Annotated in this window: 17 protein-coding genes; 9 read left to right on the top strand and 8 right to left on the bottom strand. The window is 35.0% G+C overall.

What is annotated here, in order from left to right:
* Nucleotides 1-42: 42 nt before the first annotated feature.
* Nucleotides 43-531, bottom strand: coding sequence for a hypothetical protein (locus RZ79_RS06565; RefSeq protein WP_054450794.1), 489 nt, complete (start codon nt 529-531; stop codon nt 43-45).
* A 116-nt stretch (nt 532-647) separates the two neighbouring features.
* On the opposite strand from RZ79_RS06565, the gene RZ79_RS06560 reads away from it, so the two are divergent.
* Both RZ79_RS06560 and RZ79_RS06555 read left to right on the top strand, forming a co-directional pair.
* A complete protein-coding gene (locus tag RZ79_RS06560; RefSeq protein ID WP_054450792.1) occupies nt 648-1,358 on the top strand; it encodes a glycerophosphodiester phosphodiesterase family protein in 711 nt (236 codons plus the stop codon).
* A 39-nt stretch (nt 1,359-1,397) separates the two neighbouring features.
* Nucleotides 1,398-2,093 (top strand): GPP34 family phosphoprotein, encoded by a 696-nt coding sequence (locus tag RZ79_RS06555; RefSeq protein WP_053795908.1) that lies wholly within the window; start codon nt 1,398-1,400, stop codon nt 2,091-2,093.
* Between the two features lie 176 nt (nt 2,094-2,269).
* Here RZ79_RS06555 and RZ79_RS06550 read toward each other — a convergent pair whose 3' ends face one another.
* From RZ79_RS06550 to thrC, 3 genes are read right to left on the bottom strand one after another with little or no spacing between them, the layout of a single operon-like run.
* Nucleotides 2,270-2,704, bottom strand: coding sequence for an ACT domain-containing protein (locus tag RZ79_RS06550; RefSeq protein WP_054450826.1), 435 nt, complete (start codon nt 2,702-2,704; stop codon nt 2,270-2,272).
* 14 nt (nt 2,705-2,718) lie between these two features.
* Nucleotides 2,719-3,573 carry a homoserine kinase gene (thrB, locus tag RZ79_RS06545; RefSeq protein ID WP_054450790.1) on the bottom strand — a complete coding sequence of 285 codons (855 nt, stop codon included), beginning with the start codon at nt 3,571-3,573 and terminating at the stop codon, nt 2,719-2,721.
* Complete coding sequence (thrC, locus tag RZ79_RS06540; protein ID WP_237756549.1) at nt 3,545-5,050, bottom strand: threonine synthase; 1,506 nt, start codon at nt 5,048-5,050, stop codon at nt 3,545-3,547. Before thrC ends, thrB begins: the two co-directional genes overlap by 29 nt.
* Before the next feature lie 109 nt (nt 5,051-5,159).
* On the opposite strand from thrC, the gene RZ79_RS06535 reads away from it, so the two are divergent.
* Nucleotides 5,160-6,311, top strand: a complete 1,152-nt coding sequence (locus RZ79_RS06535; protein WP_054450786.1) for a homoserine dehydrogenase — start codon at nt 5,160-5,162, stop codon at nt 6,309-6,311.
* Between the two features lie 38 nt (nt 6,312-6,349).
* Here the strand turns inward: RZ79_RS06535 and RZ79_RS06530 are convergent, their stop codons facing one another.
* Together RZ79_RS06530 and RZ79_RS06525 are read right to left on the bottom strand one after the other, a co-directional pair.
* Nucleotides 6,350-6,661 (bottom strand): aggregation-promoting factor C-terminal-like domain-containing protein, encoded by a 312-nt coding sequence (locus RZ79_RS06530; RefSeq protein WP_474857985.1) that lies wholly within the window; start codon nt 6,659-6,661, stop codon nt 6,350-6,352.
* A gap of 253 nt (nt 6,662-6,914) precedes the next feature.
* Nucleotides 6,915-8,360: a catalase gene (locus RZ79_RS06525; protein WP_041153161.1), complete on the bottom strand. Its 1,446-nt coding sequence runs from the start codon at nt 8,358-8,360 to the stop codon at nt 6,915-6,917.
* A gap of 181 nt (nt 8,361-8,541) precedes the next feature.
* On the opposite strand from RZ79_RS06525, the gene RZ79_RS06520 reads away from it, so the two are divergent.
* From RZ79_RS06520 to RZ79_RS06500, 5 genes are all read left to right on the top strand, one after another.
* Nucleotides 8,542-9,492 carry a Dyp-type peroxidase gene (locus RZ79_RS06520; RefSeq protein WP_034531312.1) on the top strand — a complete coding sequence of 317 codons (951 nt, stop codon included), beginning with the start codon at nt 8,542-8,544 and terminating at the stop codon, nt 9,490-9,492.
* Nucleotides 9,493-9,956: 464 nt separating this feature from the next.
* Nucleotides 9,957-10,436, top strand: a complete 480-nt coding sequence (gene rlmH, locus RZ79_RS06515; protein WP_053792152.1) for a 23S rRNA (pseudouridine(1915)-N(3))-methyltransferase RlmH — start codon at nt 9,957-9,959, stop codon at nt 10,434-10,436.
* A gap of 136 nt (nt 10,437-10,572) precedes the next feature.
* The gene (locus RZ79_RS06510) at nt 10,573-10,779 is read left to right on the top strand and encodes a helix-turn-helix transcriptional regulator (RefSeq protein ID WP_054450782.1); all 207 of its coding nucleotides are present in this window, start codon (nt 10,573-10,575) and stop codon (nt 10,777-10,779) included.
* On the top strand, nt 10,776-11,273 hold the full coding sequence (locus RZ79_RS06505) for a DUF3278 domain-containing protein (protein ID WP_054450780.1): 498 nt from the start codon (nt 10,776-10,778) through the stop codon (nt 11,271-11,273). The genes RZ79_RS06510 and RZ79_RS06505 overlap by 4 nt, the downstream gene beginning before the upstream one ends.
* A gap of 11 nt (nt 11,274-11,284) precedes the next feature.
* Entirely contained in the window at nt 11,285-11,764 is a 480-nt protein-coding gene (locus RZ79_RS06500) for a DUF3278 domain-containing protein (RefSeq protein ID WP_054450778.1), read from the top strand.
* 23 nt (nt 11,765-11,787) lie between these two features.
* Here the strand turns inward: RZ79_RS06500 and RZ79_RS06495 are convergent, their stop codons facing one another.
* Nucleotides 11,788-12,423 carry a YczE/YyaS/YitT family protein gene (locus RZ79_RS06495; RefSeq protein WP_054450777.1) on the bottom strand — a complete coding sequence of 212 codons (636 nt, stop codon included), beginning with the start codon at nt 12,421-12,423 and terminating at the stop codon, nt 11,788-11,790.
* A 121-nt stretch (nt 12,424-12,544) separates the two neighbouring features.
* On the opposite strand from RZ79_RS06495, the gene RZ79_RS06490 reads away from it, so the two are divergent.
* Nucleotides 12,545-13,192: a glycoside hydrolase family 70 protein gene (locus tag RZ79_RS06490; RefSeq protein WP_054450775.1), complete on the top strand. Its 648-nt coding sequence runs from the start codon at nt 12,545-12,547 to the stop codon at nt 13,190-13,192.
* Between the two features lie 41 nt (nt 13,193-13,233).
* Here RZ79_RS06490 and RZ79_RS06485 read toward each other — a convergent pair whose 3' ends face one another.
* On the bottom strand, nt 13,234-15,483 hold the full coding sequence (locus tag RZ79_RS06485; protein WP_054450774.1) for a leucine-rich repeat domain-containing protein: 2,250 nt from the start codon (nt 15,481-15,483) through the stop codon (nt 13,234-13,236).
* Between the last annotated feature and the right edge of the window lie 217 nt (nt 15,484-15,700).

Here is a 15,700-nt window from a genome sequence, read left to right as displayed (position 1 = left end):
TTATAACGTTAAATGGCATAAAAACAAAACGACATCACGCAATTATTGTTTTTTTAGTCGATTAATTTTGGCCCCGATTTTTTCCTTACGATCATCGGATACGCGATACATGACTTGTGCATATCCGGCGATGATAATAAGTAGTGATAAAATAATGAAGACTGGAATTGATAGGTGCCATCTAAAGGCATCGAATAGTGTTTTAATTGATACAATCGAGTCTAGCATGCAGGCAAATGAGATGTAGGCCCATGCAGTTGATTGGTTCGAAACATTGTAAAAAGCCCTGAATTTTTTGATGTCGGTATCTGATTTAGCGTTTAACAAAATCTTTTTCAAACGGTTTCGTTCCAGCATGATTTTTAATGGTGGAATCATCCATAGACCCGCTCTCATTGGATGATATTTTTTTGCGGAGTGTTCTGCTTTATGTAGTTCGTTAATTTGACCAGACATGTCTAAAACGCCTTGAAATAGGCAAAAGACAAACATTATGTAACTGGCTGAGAAACTGATGATTGCGTAAATCATGGCACACCTCTTATCTTTGAATAAGTTTATTGTAACATTTATATAGACTTTGGTTGCAAAATAAAAAAATAGCATTATTATTGATTAGGGAAAAGAAAAATGAGGGGGGCTTTCAAATGAAAACTGTAATTTATGGTCATCGTGGTGTACCAGATTTATACCCAGAAAATTCGCTACAAGGATTTCGTTATTCACTGCATAACCATATTGAAGGGTTAGAATTTGATGTTCATTTAACCAAGGACAACGTCCCCGTCGTAATTCATGATGAACGAATTGATCGCACAACTGATGGTAGAGGATATGTAAAGGATTATACATATGAAGAATTATCACGTTTTTCATTGTCTAATTACGAACCAATTCCAAAGCTACAGGAGGTCTTAGAATTAGTCGAGGGCAGGGATGTCTACGTTAACTTAGAATTCAAGACCAATAAGATTCACTACAAGAACATTGAAGAAATCGTTATTAAAATGGTGGATGAATACGAATTAATTCACCCAATTATTTACTCGTCTTTTAATTTGTCCTCAATTAAGATTGCTCAAACTATTACCCACGATGCTAAGTTTGCATTCTTGACCGGTAATCGGATTGACAATCCTAGGGAATTCATGGCTGCTAATCACCTAGATGCATTGCACCTTCGTTTTTACCAACCTGATATTGAAGACGTTGAACGCATCTGGACCGTTAACGGCAATCTTCGATTACGTTTCATTATGAAACGTAACGTTGCTGGGGTGTTCACCAATAATTTTGAACGAGCGATTAAGATTAGAAATGAAGTCGAAAGAAAAAAAGGTAACAAAAAAGACAAATAAGTGTTAGAATACTTTTATTCTACTCATGGAGGCTATATTATGGCTCTTACAACTGCTGAAATGTACTTTTTAATTACTAGTAAGTCTAAAGATAGCCGCGTAATGCTAAAAAATGTTCGTCTACGTGCTTATTTTGTAGATAGCTGTTTGTTAGACTTAGCGGCTGCAGGTGTAATTAAATTAGGTGAAGATAACCGAATCGACATAGTCGACAATTTACCACACAAGTTATACTTCTTGAATTCTTTTATGGATTTAATCATCCGTAATAAGAATGAAGATGTGGATACAATCATGGCAAAACTTTTGCAAAACATTGATGTAATGAAACATACTTACATGGCGTTAGGTGAACAGTTTTATGAGGGTGGCCATGTTTTAGAAAAGAAAAAGGGATTGGTACACAAGGTAAGAACCTTTGTACCCAAAAATCAAACTAACCAAGAAATTATTGAGGCAATTTATGATCAAATGATGGGCTCAGCTCCAATGACAGTTAATGTATACTGCTTAGCGAAGATGCTAACGGTTAGCCGTCAATTGAAGTTATGCTTTAAGAGTCGTGAACGTCGTGTGATTTGTACTAGATTGAAACGACTATCAGAACATCCTGAATATGATCATATTCAAGAATTAATCAATATCTTCGGTGATCATATGAGAAACGTTGCTGCATTAGTTGCTAAAGAACAACCGGCATCATATATGACCAAGACCAAAACAAGCACAATCTAAAAAAGACTCAGCGATTGCTGAGTCTTTTTTATTATCATTTAAATCTCCTTGCCTATACGGATGGGTATAAGTAGAATGGCCTGAATTAAACATGAAAGTGTAATCCATAAATTGTAATTTATGGATTGTAATTACCATTCTATGTATTAGACCGAGTGTTAGCATCTCTTTTCTAATTACTCAACAGCGACTAGGTTAACCTTGTTTGTTCCATCAATTGAACTGATATCTGCGATTAATTCATCGATTGTTCCATCCATTTGACTCAAGTCCAGTGAAATCACGACACTGGCTGAATCATTAATGGGGATATTTTGGTTGATAGTTAAGATGTTGGCATCACGGTTTGAAATGGAATTCAAAACCTTGGATAAGATACCACTTTTATGACTTAGTAAAAATGAAATAACGGCTTTTCGTTGCCATGATGATTGTTGGGCTTCGTAAACGTAGTCCTTGTACTTGTAGTAACTAGCACGACTGATGCCGACTTTTTTGACGGCTTCACTGACGTTTTTGACTTCCCCGTTATCAATCATTTTTCTTGCTTCAATGACCTTCCCGAATGCTTCTGGTAGAAGCGAGTCATCGACAATATAGTACTTACTGATTGTTCTCACCACCGTTAGTTCATGATTTCAACATTTTTAATGTCGAATTTTTCGAATCGTTTTTGCAACGCTTCTATTATTTTATCACGTCTATCAGTTGAATTACTAATGATTATTAGCGTTGATCCGCTTCCGCTGATATATACGATAGAATCATTTGATTTGACGATATTTTTAATATCATCAAATCCTTTGATTAGTTTTTGACGGTAGGGCTCATGCAAACGATCATCGATGGAATCGTTTAGTTGTTTTATGTCACCATTGGATAGGGCGTTTAACATTGCTAAACAATGAGAGAGTTGATGGGCTACGGTTGAAGTTTTAACTTCTTTAGGGACAATTTTTCTGGCTTCGCTGGTGGATACTTTGAAGTCCGGAATGATCGCAGTGAAGTAGTAAGAATCATCTATGGGGTACTTGATAATGTCATAGTGACCATTGCTATCTTCAAATGCCATACATAATCCACCATAGATGGCAGGAGCAACGTTGTCGGGATGTCCTTCCATGGCAGTGGCAATTTGGAGGATGACGTCCTTATCGACATCTTTTTTGAAGTATTCAAATGCACCAATTATTCCACCGACGATACAAGCAGATGAGCTACCTAGACCACGTGATTCTGGAATTTCGCTTTGAATATCAATTGAGATGGTAGGAACCGCTCTTTTTAAATATTTACATCCTTGAATAAATCCTTGATAGACCAGATTGTCTTCATTTTGGAAAGCTTCATCACAACCGGTGATATTGAATTTTTCAGAATATTCAATTTCAATCGCTGTAAATAGGTTGATGGCCATGCCTAGACAGTCGTAACCCATCGCGATATTTGCGCTAGTTGCGGGAACTCTTACTTTTATCATTTTCAAACACATCCTTTATTGTATCGACCACCAATTCTTCCATTTCTTCAGGATTGATTTTGGCAGGGACAATAGCTTCATCGTGCCAGATTTGTCTTAGTTGTTCTGGCATTTCGATTCCAGTCTTTTCAACTAATAGATCACTAGTTTCAATTGGATTTTGACGGTGTTCGCCGATGATGGCATCAGCAACTGCGTCGACAAATTTATATGGACTAGCTGTACTTAGCATTACGACAGGTGTATCTGGATAATTAGCTTGTGTTTCACGTGTAACACGGTATCCGGAAGCAGTGTGCGGATCCATTAGGTAGTGATATTTTTCAAAGACTTCCTTAATGGATGCTTTTATTTCTTCATCATCACTGTATCCGCAGATGAAATCTTCTTTGATGGATGCCAATATTTCTGGAAGTACTTCATACTTGCCATCATGTTCTAAGTCATCCATTAGTGCCTTTACATAATCAACGTTTTCACCGCTCTTGTAATACAAAAGACGTTCGAAGTTGCTAGAAATTTGGATATCCATACTTGGCGCAATTGTCTTAAAAAATGGACGGTTACGATCATAAACACCATTTTCAAAGAAATCTGCTAAGACTTTATTTGAGTTACATGCAATTACTAGTTTCTTCACGGGTAGTCCTAATAACTTGGCGTAGTATCCGGCTAAAACATCCCCAAAGTTTCCGGTAGGGACGGTGAAGATGATTTCGTCCCCAACGTTTATTTTCCCGTTTTTGACCATTTGCTTGTAAGCATCGAAATAGTAAACGATTTGTGGAACTAAACGACCGATATTAATTGAGTTAGCACTTGATAGTGAGTTGCCATCACCAATTTTTTCCTTTAGTACTTGGTTGTTGAAGATTTTTTTGACGTTAGTTTGCGCGTCGTCAAAATTACCATTGATAGCAGCAACTCTGGTATTGTAACCCTTAGTGGTCAACATTTGCTGTTTTTGTACCATGCTGACTCCGTTTTGTGGGTAGAAGACCATTGCCCCCATCTTGTCGACATCTTTAAAACCAGCAAGGGCAGCAGTACCGGTGTCACCACTAGTAGCTGCTAGTACCATTACGTGCTTGTTTTCAGGTAGGCATTGTTGCATTAGTTTTGGTAATAATTGAAGTCCGACGTCTTTGAATGCACAGGTGGGACCATGGAATAATTCTAGAACTGAGAAGTTATCGACATCTTTAATAGGTGTAATTTCGTAATCATCGAAACCATCATCGTATGCTTCGTGAATGCTGTTGGCGATTTGGAAGTCTGAAAATTCAGGTAGCAATGCTTTAACAACATCGAAGGCAATTTCTTGGTAACTTTGGTCGATAACTTTATCGATATTAATATTATGACTGGCTAAGTCTGGCAGAACGAATAAGCCACCGTCATCCGAAAAGCCCTTGATAATCGCATCAAACGAACTAATTTCGATATTTTTATCTCTAGTGCTAGTGTATTTTTCCATAATTGATATCCTCCTGTGTGGTTGAAAAAGATTTGATTACATGATAATCTGTTTATTAATAAAAAACAAGTGTTTATTATATACATACAAAAGAAAAGATGTGATCGGTTTGGATATCGCGATTTTAGGACTTGGAACCGTCGGTGGTGGGGTTAAAGAAATTATCGATGAGAGCCCACGACTTAACGAAAAGTTAAACGTATCAGCCATATGGGTAAGAAAAGAAAAAGTAGATGCAAATCAAAATAAGACTAATGATTATCAATCAATTTTAGATAATGATGACATTAAGGTGATTGTAGAAACATTGGGTGGCATTCACCCAGCTTATGAGATGATTATGGATGCTTTTAAAGCTCATAAGAATGTGGTTACTGCCAATAAAGCAGTTGTAGCTAAGTATATGGAAGAATTTATCCATGAGGCCGCACGAAATCATGTTTCGTTTCGCTTTGAACCAAGTGTCGCCGGTGGAATACCATGGATTCAAAACCTCAAAAGAGCGCTACGAATTGACGATGTTCAATCGATAGGAGGAATCCTAAATGGAACTAGTAACTTCATTATTGATGCAATCGCACACCAACACGTTAGCTTTGCCGAAGCACTGAAGCAGGCGCAAGATTTAGGTTACGCTGAAGCTGATCCGACAGCTGACATCGATGGTTATGATGTTGAAAATAAGTTATGTATTTCCACTGATTTAGCGTTTAATACAATTGTTAAACCAGGGGATGCGATTAAGAAAATCGGTATTAGAAATTTACTAAAGGAAGATGTTGATTTCTTCTCGAGTCGTAATATGAATATTAAATTAATTGGAAAGGCGAGCTTGTATAATCAAGATAAACTAGCTATTTCAATTGAACCAACATTATTACCGGTTGATAATACCGTTGCGAACGTTAATGGCAATTTGAACTACGTCCAACTATCCGGGGACACGATTGGACCACTAGGTTTCTTAGGTCAAGGGGCTGGAAGAAAACCAACCGCCAACGCCTTGCTACAAGATATCGTCGATGTTTTTGAGAGTAATCCTAGTTATTCCATTGATGGTAGCCAGCATTTAGTAATCGATAACAATAATTTTGCTGCTGAATACATCATAAGAACTGAAATTGATCTTAGTGATTTAAAAGATGTTACTAACCTAGAAGGTAAGTATTGGACTTTATCTAACCAAACTATCGAATCTGCACACATGTTATATCAAGAAATTCTTCAAGCGGATAACAAAACAATTATGTTTAGACAATAAAAAAAACAGCCTAGCGATTAGCTAAGCTGTTTTTTATTTTAGTACCAGTGGTGTCTTTGCCAGAATTTCTTGGCGTTAACCCATGAACCGTAACGACTAGCAACGTATCTGTTGGCAGTTAATTCTTGGTTCTTCTTTGATTTATCACCATGTAGGTAGCTGATATCTAATTGGAACTTACCGTAACAAACACCGTTTCTTGCATGATATCTGTTAGTTGATTCGTGAAATGAAATCCAGCGTCTTGCGGCGATGTTTTTCTTGCTTAGATTCTTTTCAGCAACGTGTTGCCAGTTAACTGAGGCATCAGCATGAATGTCGTTTTTAGCGAAATTAATTGCAAATAAAATTAATAATGATGTAAATGCGATTACTGTGAATTTGATAAAAGATTTTGTAACGTTATTCAAGAAACATAACTCCTTTATATATACCTTAAAAATTTTTTCTTTCGATTTCTTATGATGGTTAATACTATATCGAAGTTATATATCAGTAACGTTATTACATGGTTACAGTTATATTATTAATTGTTACATTGCTGAAACAAAAGTCAAAAAAACACTGGTATGACAACAATCATACCAGCGTAATTTTTATCAATTATTCAGAAATTTCATCCATATTTAGGCCTAAAGCGTCTGCGACGCGTTTACCATAGTCATGATCTGCACGGTAGAATAGCTTAGTTTGACGTACTTTTGTATCATGGCTCTTAACGCTACCTAGGTGTTTCTTGATAGCTTGAATTAAGCGGTCTTTTTCATCGTCTGAGTAGACGTGATATAGTGCACCAGCTTGTGAGTATGGGTCTTCGTCATAGGTCTTGTAGCTGTTGGCTTCGCCTTCAACTGCAAATGGCTTAATCTTTGCATGAGGATCTTCGTGTGGAGCATCTTCATATTGATTTGGTTCGTAGTTAACGTCACCATTTTGACCTTGGGACATATAACCGTCACGAGCATAGTTATGAACTTCGTTTTTTGGACTATTAACAGGAAGATGTTCGTAGTTGGCACCTAAACGGTATCTAGCGGCGTCTTTATAAGCAAATAAACGACCTTGTAATAGTTTATCCATTGAAGGTTCAATTCCTGGAACTAGGTTAGCAGGAGAGAATGATGCTTCTTCAACATCATTGAAGTAGTTTTCAGGGTTTTCGTTTAATACGAACTCACCGATTTCTTGTAGTGGGTAGTCCTTGTGAGAAACGGTCTTGGTAACATCAAAAATGTCGTACTTGTAATTTAATCCTTCTTCATAGGGAATTAATTGAACACATACCTTCCACTTAGGATAGTCACCATTCTTAATACGGTCATATAAATCCTGAATTAAGTAGTCAGTGTTTTCAGAAGCGACCTTGGAGGCTTGGTCTTCGGTCATGTTCTTAACGCCTTGTTCTGAGATGAAGTGGTACTTAACCCAGTAAACTTCTCCTTTGGCGTTAACCCACTTGAATGTATGTGAACCGTAACCATTCATGTTAGCGTAGCTAGCAGGATTACCACGGTCACCCATTAAATAGGTTACTTGGTGAAGTGATTCAGGTGAGTGTGACCAGAAGTCCCATTGCATATCTTCTGAACGAAGATGGGTAGCAGGGTCACGTTTTTGTGAGTGAATGAAGTCTGGGAACTTCAAAGGATCATTAACAAAGAAGATAGGTGTGTTGTTACCAACGATGTCGTAATTTCCTTCATTAGTGTAGAACTTCATTGCGAAACCGCGCACATCTCTGATGGTATCAGGATAACCTGATTCACCAGCAACTTCAGAGAAACGAATGGTAAGAGGTGTTTGCTTGCCTTTACCGTTGAACAAGTCTGCTTTTGTATAATCGCTCATGTCACGGGTAAGAGTGAAAACACCCTTAGCACCGGCGCCTTTAGCGTGGACTACTCTTTCTGGAATACGTTCACGGTTAAAGTGAGCTAATTTTTCAATTAATTGGTAGTCTTGTAATAAAACAGGGCCACGATTTCCGGCAGTTAATGAATGATTGTTATCTGCCCATGGTTGACCTTCATCAGTAGTTAGTTTGGTCATGAATAATTCCCCCTTTATGTTTATACACCAACATTGTAATGCTAAATAAAAACTTATGATAATATATGCTCAAAATTTTAATAATTTTTTTAATTTTTATCGTTCATCATGTTTAAAATGAGTTATAATAATATTGATTATTAGTTTATAATCATTATAAATAACGAAAGAAGGTACTACCATGCCATTCGATCCTACTGATGCACAAGACGTATATAAAGATGCGGGAAAAAATGTATTATTTACGACATTAACTATTAATAGAAGTAACGCAGACGATGACCGTGAAAAAGTTGTCGAATTAGTATCTAGAGAACAAGCCATTTTACGTTCAATGAATATCAGATATCCTGAAGAACATTTGAAAGTAGCGTTTGGGTTCTCTAACTCAGCATGGGATTATCTATTTGCTGACGCGAAGAAGCCACAAGAATTAGAAGACTTTAAACCAGTGAAGGGACCTAAATATACTTCACCATCAACACCTGCCGATTTATTTATCCACATTCGTGCTGATTCAGAAGCAGTTGTATATGAAGTTGCTAGTCAAATTAGAAATTACTACCGTGATTTTGCAACCGTTGAAGATGAAACAAAGGGATTTAGATATTTTGAAGGTCGAGCTATCATCGGATTTGTTGATGGAACTGAAAATCCTGAAATTCAAAAGGCTTCAGGATACGCTATTATTGGGGATGAAGATCCTGATTTTGAAAATGGTTCATACGCATTTGCCCAAAAATACATCCACAACATGGATGCTTGGAATGCATTAAAGACGGAAGACCAAGAAAAGGCTATCGGAAGAAAAAAATACTCCGATTTAGAATTAGAAGATGACGAAAAATTGGAAAATTCTCATAACGTCGCATCTCAAGATAACGACGATGGTGTTGAACACAAGATTGTCAGAATGAATGTCCCATTCTCAGATCCTAGTTCAGGTAAGACCGGAACATACTTCATTGGTTATGCTAGACATTGGACAGTTACTAAGCGCATGCTTGAAAACATGTTTGGGCAATCCGACCGCTTACTAGATTTTTCTGATCCAGTGACCGGTAACGTGTTCTTTATTCCTTCTATGACAACGTTAGACCAAATCGTTGAAGGCGAATTACCAACTAAATAATTACCATTTATTTATGAGAGCGTTGATTAAATTCAACGCTTTTTTTATATAAAATTTTACGAACGATTACTTAATTTTGTATAATAATCTTTGTGAAATTTTAATCCAAAACTTTTCACAAAGAAAAAAACATACATTCGGTGTATAACTAGAAGAATTAAAATTTTTTCGATCTATATATATGCCCGAAAAATCAATAATTATCGCCATTTTTTAGTTTTCCACCTCATGTGGATAACTCTGTGGATAACATTGTGGAAAAGAAAGTTACACGGAAAACGCGGTGCTGTTAAACGCCTGTGTGTCAATATTTCTTGAGTGTTACACGGGTCGAAATGGCATATACACAGTTGTGGATAACTCGTGAAAAACCTTGACAATCTGTGGACAATATTAGTAGTAGTTAACAACATTTCCACATACTAAATATAGTGGTTCTAAAATTCAAAAAGGAGATTTCACAAATGAATATTAAACTAGTTGTGGTTGGAAAATTAAAAGAAAAGTATTTTAAGGCCGGAATTGATGAGTACAGCAAGCGTTTATCACGTTTTTGTAAGTTTCGGATTATTGAAGTTCCAGATGAGAAAGCGCCTGAATCCCTTAGTGAATCTGAGATGCAAGACGTCATGGATAAAGAGGGAACCAGAATTTTAGATAAGATTGCTGACAAGGAGTATGTATATGCACTAGCTATTCTTGGAAAAGAACGTGCATCTGAAGAATTCGCCAAAGAAATTGATAAGTTGGCCACATATGGTCATTCAGATATTACTTTTGTGATTGGTGGATCGCTTGGTCTTGCACCAAAGGTTTTAAAACGTGCTGACACTCAAATTTCATTTGGTCGTTTTACTTTGCCACATCAATTGATGCGTTTAGTGCTAACTGAACAAATTTATCGTGCCTTCATGATTAATGAAGGTAGTCCATATCATAAATGATAAGAAAAGAGACGTCTAAAAAGATGTCTTTTTTTATACTTGCATTTTTAATTCATGTAACATATAGTTTACATATGGAATATATATATTACCTAAATTGATATAAAAATCACATGATAATCAGAGGAGCAACATTTTGGAAAATCGTGTTAGAGAAATACGCACAAAAGAAAATGTGCAGCAAAAGGATTTGGCTAAGACTGTTGGGATCTCACGTCAAACGTTAAGCTTAATTGAAAAGGGAGAATACAATCCGAGCTTGAAGCTATGTTTCAATATTGCCAAAGCACTAAAAACAGATTTAAATACTTTATTTTGGAATGAAGGAGTGAATAACCGGTGAAGGAACCTTTGTTTATAAAACTAGTTAAAAATTTTTATGGAATTAGCAAACCGTTTGACGAGTTTGCCAAGGACGTCATTAACGACGCTGGAAATAAAATCGCGATTTGGTTAATGGTATATCTTATTATTTCAGCATATGCATTGATGGTACTGATAAGTTGGTTTAGTCCTATGAATGTAGTAAGTGGCTTAATTATTGCCGATACCTTTGTGTATTTTGTTGCAAGTGCATATATAGGTAGAATCATTAGAAAAAATAAATTGGATCGCTATGAATTTGATAATGAAGAAGAACGAAAGATTTATAGTAAAAGATTTATTATTAGCAGATTATTCATGTCTGTATTGATTTTGTTACTCGCTATGTATCCGATTTCTACTTGGTTCAGATATATGGGAATGTATCAAAGTATTTGGCCAATTTTTATCGGTTATTTTACTGGTAATTTGGTGGCAATTTATATGCAGTATTGTCGTCTATTTAAAAGATGAGGTGAATGAATATGAAAGAATCTTTTTTTACAAAATTAGTTAAATTTAGTTACGGCATCAATAGACCTTTTGATGAATTTATTAGAAGTGTCATTAATGAAGCTGGAAATAAAATTGCGATGGGAATAACGACTTATCTTTTTGTTTCAACATTTGTATTGATGGTATTATCCAATTTGTATAGTCCGATGATTGTAATAAATGTTTTAATATTTGTTAACTTTCTTGCATTGCTTATTTCTTCGATATATATGACGATGGTTATCAAACGTTACGGATTAGATGATTATGAATATGATAATGAAGAAGAACGAAAGAAATGTCTAAGAAGCCATTTTATTAATCGTTCATTTACACTATTAATCACTTTAGTAATAATAATTTATATTGATTTGGCATTGTCAGACAATATTAATTTTGAGTTTATTGTGTTTTATGTATTGGCATATATAATTAGTTATTATCTAGATTATCGTCGTACATTTAAATAACAAAAAAGCTTAGAGCGAATGCTCTAAGCTTTTTTAGTCTTGTCCACAATATAATTAAATAGGTTAATCAATTGACCAACAAAAAGGACTGCTAAAACAGTTCCAATCCCAATTGAAGTAATGCGGTGTAAAAATGCCAACCCTAAAAAGATTGTGATGACGATCATGGATGCGTCAAAACAAAACTTCATTTGGCCAAATGGTTTATTAAATTTATCACTGATGACATTAACAAATCCATCAGCCGGAATTAGGACGAAAGATGCTTTTACCATCATAAAAATCCCTAATGCTGTACATAGAATAGCTAGTAAAGTTACTGGGATTTTTTCAGCATATCCCTGTAATGGAATTCGTTTCAATCCAACGGTTAATCCATAAAAATCAACCAGCCAACCAAAAATAAATGCTAGGACCAATTGTAAAACTATTTTTAATTCAAATTTTCTAATGATAATTAATTGGATGACCACCAAAACAATAAAGAACATCGTAGTGGCATGACCTAAAGTAGTATTTAAAATAAATGATAAAGTTTGTGGTACAGATACTAACGAACTAACCCCGAGTTTTCCGCATGCGAATAGCGTTGTACCAAGTGCTAAAACATTTAGTCCAATTATGTACAAGATGATCCTAAACAACATCTTTGCTTTCAATATAAACATCTCCTAGAATTAAACAATAATATCTAATATTTCATGATTTTATCAATGAAGCAAGAGAAATATTCTTTTGTGGTAAAATTAGTATCATAATATGAAACTAGGAGTGCTTATAATGAAAAAAGGACAGCTGAGTTTCTTGCGCAAAAAACTGCTATTGTCGATTGTGACTTGTGCAATGATAGTGGCAGCATTGTTTGGAGTTGGTTTGATTTTATCAATCTCGAATTCAAGAGCGGAAACTTCAGGAATTGTAAAACCAGCGTATAATCCGCAAAACAATTATTCGAAAAATAATGCGTTTTACAAGATTGATGAACAAAACATATCAACTGTAGACGGGTACCTGACATTTAACACGTGGTATCGACCAAAGATGATTCTTAGAAATGGGCAAAAGTGGGAAAACTCAACTTCTAAGGATCGTCGACCAATTCTTATGGCATGGTGGCCAAGTAAACGTCTAGAAACACAATATATCAATTTTATGAACGAATACTTTGATTATGGCGATGATACATATGATATTACCAGTTCACAAAAGGATTTAAACGACGCTACGCAAGTTATTCAAAAAGAAGTCGAGATGAAAATCACCCAAACTAAGAGCACTAAGTGGTTAAAAGCAATTATTAAGGAATTTATTAAAGATCAATCTCAATATAGTTTGGTAAATCATGACGAAAAGAGTAATAAATTAGTTGATGGTAAGCATCGTAAATTTAATATTAATGATTTAAAACGCTTAAATTCTCTATTCTAAAAAAACCCCGAATTAATTTCGGGGGTCTTTTTGATTAATCGTTATTTATTTTTACGACGTAGAGCAAATGCAGCTAGTCCTAATGCAGTAGCGATTGCAACTGCACCAAGAGAGATTAGCACATTTTGTTCAGTTTTGTCACCAGTTTGTGGTAACTTGTTTTTACTTTCAGCATCATGATGAGAAGCCTTGTTATTGTTACCCGGCACAGCTGGATCTACATGCTTAATGGTAACGGTTCTGTTTGGATTACCAGCGTTATTACCATGATTTGATGATGATTTGCTGCTTGGAGTAGTGTTAGTAGAACTCTTCTTTGATGTAGGATTACCTGCATTGTTGCTGTGGCTGCCGGCAACAGAAGATTGAGCACTAGAACTTTGAGCTACAGAGCTAGAAGCAGAAGATTGAGCACTAGAGTTTTGGCTTTCAGAGCTAGAAGCAGAAGATTGAGCACTAGAACTTTGAGCTACAGAGCTGGAAGCAGAAGATTGAGCGCTAGAGCTTTGGTTTTCAGAGCTGGAAGAAGAAGATTGAGCACTAGAACTGCTTGAAGCGGAAGAGTTTGAATTAGAGTCAGAGTTTGATTCACTTTGGGTAGCTTTGTATACAACAGTTTCGTTTATATCACCAGAATCACTATTTACATTTCCGTTAATAGTTTGTTGTGATTCATCAGCAAGTTTATATCCATCAACTGATGGGCTGCTAAATGAGTAATTAGTGTCTCCTGTGGCTTTCCAATCGTTGTTCCAAATTTGTTCTCCAGTAGCGTCGACTTTTTTACCAGTTTCAGTAAAGTTTACAGTCTTAGTTTCCGGTTTGCTAATAGGATTTCCATTTTGATCAACATAGTTTACGGTCACTTTAACGTTTTTGCTTTGGGTATTAGCAGTTGCCCAGTTGACTTTTAAAGTGTATAGTCCAGTGAAATATGTGTTTTGATTAATACCAAAGTTAGAAGCGAAATTAAATGTAACTGTGGAAGTGTTTGAACCATCATATTTTAGGTTGATTCCCTTAATACCGTTGGAATAACTGTTTGAAACAGTTTGACTTGATTGTACTAGTTTAAATGGTTGTCCGTCATTTCCAATAATAGTGGCATTAGGGTCAGAAATATTTGATGCTTCTAAATTAGCACCATTATCATCATCACTTACAAGGTATGATGAGTTTATACTATTACCCAATGTTACATCTTTAATTGTTATTGGAACCAGAACGCTTTGTCCGTTTTCAGGCTTGATAATTACTTGATTATCATTAACTTTTTGATCAGTAGCAATTGATTTATAGCTAAATCTATATCCGTTCATCCATGAAATATCATTAATCTCATTATTACTTACTTTGAAAATGTTTAAATTGTTGAATTTGGAAGATTTACCGGCTAATGCATTAACATTTTGAATCTTATTTCCAGAAGCTGAAATTGTTTGTAAATTAGTCCAGTTAGTATCAGCAAACGCGTTAATATTGCTGATGTTATTGTTGTCAGCATCTAAATATTGTAAGTTTGGCCAATTTGCTGAGGAAATTACTGAAATATCAGAAATTTTGTTATTTTCGACATTTAAGTTTTGAAGACTAGGCCAATTAACTGTTGCGATTGGAGAAATATCTTCAATGTTATTAAAACCAACATTCAAATCAGTTAGTTTAGTCCAGTCTTGAGATACAACTGGTGTGAAATCATCCACTTGATTGTGGTTAATATCAATTGATTTAATGTTTGGCATTGAAATATTCTTTAAAAATGCAAGCTTTGAAATATTATTGTTGGATAAATTCAAATTAGTTAGATCATTTGCTGACCATTTTCCTAATGTATTTAATTGTTCACTAGAAATATTGTTTCCACTTAATGAAATACTTGATATTTTATTCCATTGAGTAAAAGGACTTAAATCTTTGATGCTACTCATATCAACATTTGTGATATTGATTGATTTAATGTTAGGTAGACTGTTTATATTGAAATTGTCTAATGAAAGAATCTTATCGGATCCGTTTCCAGTATAGTTAATGCTAGTTAGATTTTGTAAGTCATCATTAGTTATTTCTGAAGCGTTTTGGTATCCCTTGTTTTCTTGGTTATTAACGGATGTTAGTAGGATGTTTTTAATAGTTGAATCTTTAATTTGGTTAATATTTGTTGTAGATGTGTCGCTCTCAGCGTGAGCCACAACAGAGAATGTTTCATTTTGATGCACTAAAGCATTTGCTTGAACTGTTCCAAATACTAAGGTAGAGAAAAGTATGGCAGTTTTAATAGAATTTTTTTTCATATAAATATTCCCCTTTTATTATTAATTTAATAATAAAAATGATAGACTACCTATCTAAAAATATCTATGATTATAAAGTTAAGTTTTGTTAAAGGAATTAAAGCTTTTATAAAGAAAAATATAAAAATGTTAACATGTGCATAAAAACGTTTTAGCTACTACAATATATTTGTAGCATTTTATATTTAGATAGCGTACAATTAAAAAATAATGAGAA

It is taken from the genome of Apilactobacillus kunkeei DSM 12361 = ATCC 700308, from assembly GCF_001281265.1.
In the GTDB taxonomy this organism is placed as follows: Bacteria; Bacillota; Bacilli; order Lactobacillales; family Lactobacillaceae; genus Apilactobacillus; species Apilactobacillus kunkeei.
Note: the sequence above shows the minus strand (reverse complement) of the source record. Positions and strands in the feature narration are given on the sequence as shown.

What these genes read in the sequence shown, in the direction of transcription:
- RZ79_RS06565 (WP_054450794.1), bottom strand. Translation starts at nt 531, where the DNA reads ATGATTTACGCAATCATCAGTTTCTCAGCCAGTTACATAATGTTTGTC.
- RZ79_RS06560 (WP_054450792.1), top strand. Translation starts at nt 648, where the DNA reads ATGAAAACTGTAATTTATGGTCATCGTGGTGTACCAGATTTATACCCA.
- RZ79_RS06555 (WP_053795908.1), top strand. Translation starts at nt 1,398, where the DNA reads ATGGCTCTTACAACTGCTGAAATGTACTTTTTAATTACTAGTAAGTCT.
- thrB (WP_054450790.1), bottom strand. Translation starts at nt 3,573, where the DNA reads ATGATAAAAGTAAGAGTTCCCGCAACTAGCGCAAATATCGCGATGGGT.
- thrC (WP_237756549.1), bottom strand. Translation starts at nt 5,050, where the DNA reads ATGGAAAAATACACTAGCACTAGAGATAAAAATATCGAAATTAGTTCG.
- RZ79_RS06525 (WP_041153161.1), bottom strand. Translation starts at nt 8,360, where the DNA reads ATGACCAAACTAACTACTGATGAAGGTCAACCATGGGCAGATAACAAT.
- RZ79_RS06520 (WP_034531312.1), top strand. Translation starts at nt 8,542, where the DNA reads ATGCCATTCGATCCTACTGATGCACAAGACGTATATAAAGATGCGGGA.
- rlmH (WP_053792152.1), top strand. Translation starts at nt 9,957, where the DNA reads ATGAATATTAAACTAGTTGTGGTTGGAAAATTAAAAGAAAAGTATTTT.
- RZ79_RS06500 (WP_054450778.1), top strand. Translation starts at nt 11,285, where the DNA reads ATGAAAGAATCTTTTTTTACAAAATTAGTTAAATTTAGTTACGGCATC.
- RZ79_RS06490 (WP_054450775.1), top strand. Translation starts at nt 12,545, where the DNA reads ATGAAAAAAGGACAGCTGAGTTTCTTGCGCAAAAAACTGCTATTGTCG.
- RZ79_RS06485 (WP_054450774.1), bottom strand. Translation starts at nt 15,483, where the DNA reads ATGAAAAAAAATTCTATTAAAACTGCCATACTTTTCTCTACCTTAGTA.